At 72.9% G+C, this 3,106-nt stretch carries 4 protein-coding genes; 2 read left to right on the forward strand and 2 right to left on the reverse strand.

The window, feature by feature from the left end; genetic code table 11:
- Window positions 1–147 precede the first annotated feature (147 nt).
- Together ACFV4F_RS42930 and galE are read left to right on the forward strand one after the other, a co-directional pair.
- On the forward strand, window positions 148–795 hold the full coding sequence (locus tag ACFV4F_RS42930) for a hypothetical protein (RefSeq protein WP_380511404.1): 648 nt from the start codon (window positions 148–150) through the stop codon (window positions 793–795).
- A gap of 107 nt (window positions 796–902) precedes the next feature.
- Window positions 903–1,925 (forward strand): UDP-glucose 4-epimerase GalE, encoded by a 1,023-nt coding sequence (gene galE / locus ACFV4F_RS42935; protein WP_380511407.1) that lies wholly within the window; start codon window positions 903–905, stop codon window positions 1,923–1,925.
- Between the two features lie 46 nt (window positions 1,926–1,971).
- On the opposite strand, the gene ACFV4F_RS42940 is transcribed toward galE, so the two are convergent.
- Window positions 1,972–2,580: a lytic transglycosylase domain-containing protein gene (locus ACFV4F_RS42940; protein WP_380439917.1), complete on the reverse strand. Its 609-nt coding sequence runs from the start codon at window positions 2,578–2,580 to the stop codon at window positions 1,972–1,974.
- 148 nt (window positions 2,581–2,728) lie between these two features.
- Window positions 2,729–2,935, reverse strand: coding sequence for an antitoxin (locus tag ACFV4F_RS42945; RefSeq protein WP_359958508.1), 207 nt, complete (start codon window positions 2,933–2,935; stop codon window positions 2,729–2,731).
- Window positions 2,936–3,106 lie beyond the last annotated feature (171 nt).

Consider the following 3,106-nt stretch of genomic DNA (forward strand, 5'->3'; position numbering starts at 1 on the left):
ACACACCACTCGCTCGCGACCCCTCACCGGAGCTCTCCCCCCGGCGCCCCCGGGGCGGCCGCCACCCCCCCCCGGGGGGGGCCGCCCCCCCCCCCACCCGCACCCGTTTCCGCCCGCACGCCCCCACCCCCACGAGGAACCCCCGCCATGCGCACCCGAACGCTCCTCGCCGCCCCCGCGCTCGCCGTGACCGCCCTCGGCCTCGCCGCCCTCCCCGCCTCCGCCCACGGCGACACCGTCCACCTGGAGATCCCCGGCCAGCAGAACGGCCACGTGACCACCGTCGCCACCTTCGAGAACGACCGCGACCCGGTCGTCGACGAGTTCGCCGGCACGCTCGCCGCGACCTCCGGCGACGGCCGTTCGGCCGGCCCCTGGGTGCTCGTCCCCGTCCCGGGCCGCCCCGGGACGTACACCACGCGCGAGACGCTGCCCGCCGGACACTGGAAGGTCACCGTCGACTGCGCCTTCCCGTCGCTCGGGCACGGCGAGCGCGAACTCGACGTCGAGGCGGCCGCGATCACCGACCCGGCCCCGGCGATGACCGGCCCCGCCCCGGCCGGGCCGTCCCTCCCGCCCTCCGTCGCACCGGTCGTCCCGCCGTCCGTCTCGCCGGTCGTCAGCAGCGCCGGCCCCACGTCCGCCGCCGCCCCCGAGGCCGCCCACGCCGCCGCGCCGCCGGCCCACGAGACCACGTCGGACACGACCACCTGGGCCGCCATCGCCACCGCCACCGCGGCCGTCGTCCTCGTCGCCGTCGGCTACTGGCTCCGCGCCCGCGCCGCCCGCCGCTGACCCTTGCCGCCACGGTACGTGGTGGAACCGTCCGCTCCGCGCCGCCGTCCCTGGTCTCAGGACCGGCCGCCACCCGGCGGCCGGACGGACGAAAGCGAGCGCGGCCTATGAAGAAGGTCCTCATCACCGGCGGGGCGGGTTACATCGGCAGCACGGTCGCGTCCACGCTGCTCGACCGGGGAGTGACACCGGTCGTGCTGGACGACCTGTCCAGGGGCCGGGCCGAATTCGTCGAGGACAGGATCTTCTACCAGGGCGACATCGCCGACTCGGAGCTCCTCGACCGGGTCTTCGCCGAACACCCCGACATCGACGCCACCCTGCACTGCGCGGCCAGGATCGTCGTCCCGGAATCGGTGGCCAAGCCGCTCTACTACTACCGCGAGAACGTCGCCAAGACCGTCGAACTCCTCGACTCCCTCCAGCGCCACCACTGCACCCGCGTCGTCTTCAGCAGCTCGGCCTCCATCTACGCGCCCACCCCGGACGGCCGCGTCGACGAGACCTGCGCCGTCGACGCCCAGAGCCCGTACGCGCGCACCAAGCAGATGATGGAGCGCATCCTCCAGGACTGGACCCGCGGCGAGGACGCCGAGGACCAGCGCGTCATCACCCTGCGGTACTTCAACCCGATCGGCGCCGACCCGCAGCTGCGCACCGGCCTCCAGGACCTCCACCCCTCGCACGCCCTCGGCAAGCTGATCGAGGCCCACGGCGCAGGCACACCGTTCACCGTCACCGGCACCGACTGGGCGACCCGCGACGGCTCCGGCATCCGCGACTACATCCACGTCCAGGACGTCGCCGACGCCCACGTGGCGGCCCTCCTGCGCTTCGACGAGGTGATCGCCCCGGGCGCCGCCGAGCGCTACCGCGTCGTCAACGTCGGCACCGGCGAGGGCACCACCGTCCGCGAACTGGTCGCCGCCTTCGAGACCGCCGTCGGCGCCCGCCTCGACGTCCGCGAGGCCGGCCCCCGCCCCGGCGACGTCATCGGCTGCTACGCCGCCATCGACACCGCAGAATCCCTCCTCGGCTGGACCCCGCGCCGCACCATCACCGAAGCCGTCACCGACGCCCTGGCCTGGCGCTCCAAGTGGACCACCCGGCTGAGCACCACGACCCCCTGACGGCCACCCCCTGACGGCCCGGGTCCGGCCGCCCGGGCCCGCCGGGTCACTTCACCGCGTCCGCGGACTTCTGCCAGTTGTCGTGGAGGCGGTCGAGGTAGGACTGCGCCTGCGAGCCCGGTTTGGCTCCGCGGGCGAAGGCGAGCATGTTGGAGGAGCCGGTGTTGTAGCCGAGGGCGAGGAGTTCGTCGCGGGTGTAGGGGCCGGCGGGTTTGGCGGGGAGCTGGTCGGCGAGGTCGCGCAGGTGCCAGGACTCGGCCTGGACGGCCAGGTTGCGGTCGTCGGGGAGCTCCTCCCAGCGGCGGGAGGCGAAGTCGCGGCCCTTCTTGGTGTCGTCGAACGCGGCGCGGTGCATGTTGGCGATGCCGAAGGAGGCGTCGGGCTTGCTGCGCTGCCAGGCGCGTTCGAGGTCGGGGTCGTGCGGCTTGTAGGACTCGTTGTAGAGGATCGCCATCACGAGCTGCGGGTTCACGCCCGCCTGGGCCGCGTACTCGCGGACGGGCTTCGCATAGTCGGCGGGGTCGTAGTCCCGCAAGGAGGACGGCGCGGGGGGCGAGGAAGGGGCGGACGAGGAGGACTCGGCGGACGAGGAGGAGGCCGAGGGGGCGGAGGGTGAGGCGGACGGTGCACCGGGGTGGTCGCCGCCGCGGATCATGCCCCAGCCGACGGCGACCACGAGGCCGACGGCGATCCAGCGCCCCCAGCGGGGTCCGCCCTGTTCTTCGCTCACCGTTGCCGGCCCCTCCCCGTCCGTCCGGAATTCCGTTCGATGTCCGTACTGGTGGACGTGCGTCCGGCAGGTGCTACTCGCCCGGCTTCTGCTCGCCGTCGAGGTTGCGGAGGAAGTCCTTGGCCTTCTCGACACCGGTGTCGATGTGGCCGCTGTACTTGCCGTCCGTCCGGTCGTCGATGGCGTCGCCGACCTTGTCCAGACCCTGCCCGATCACGTCGCTGTGCTCGCGGGCGAGGTCGGTGGCCTTGTCCGCGAGGTTCTTCAGACTCTCAAACATGGTGACGCTCTGCTCCTCTGATGCGTTCCTGTTGATGTGCCGACGTGGCGGGGGGCATGATCGTTCGGATCATGACCATCCTAGCGACGGCCACCCGGTGGTCCGCCGGTGCGGAGCACGGCGGGTGACTTTGCTGAAATGGGTTTGTATGCTCCAGTCCCGCTTCTACAG

The sequence above is a fragment of the Kitasatospora sp. NPDC059722 genome (assembly GCF_042733235.1).
Lineage (GTDB): Bacteria > Actinomycetota > Actinomycetes > Streptomycetales > Streptomycetaceae > Kitasatospora.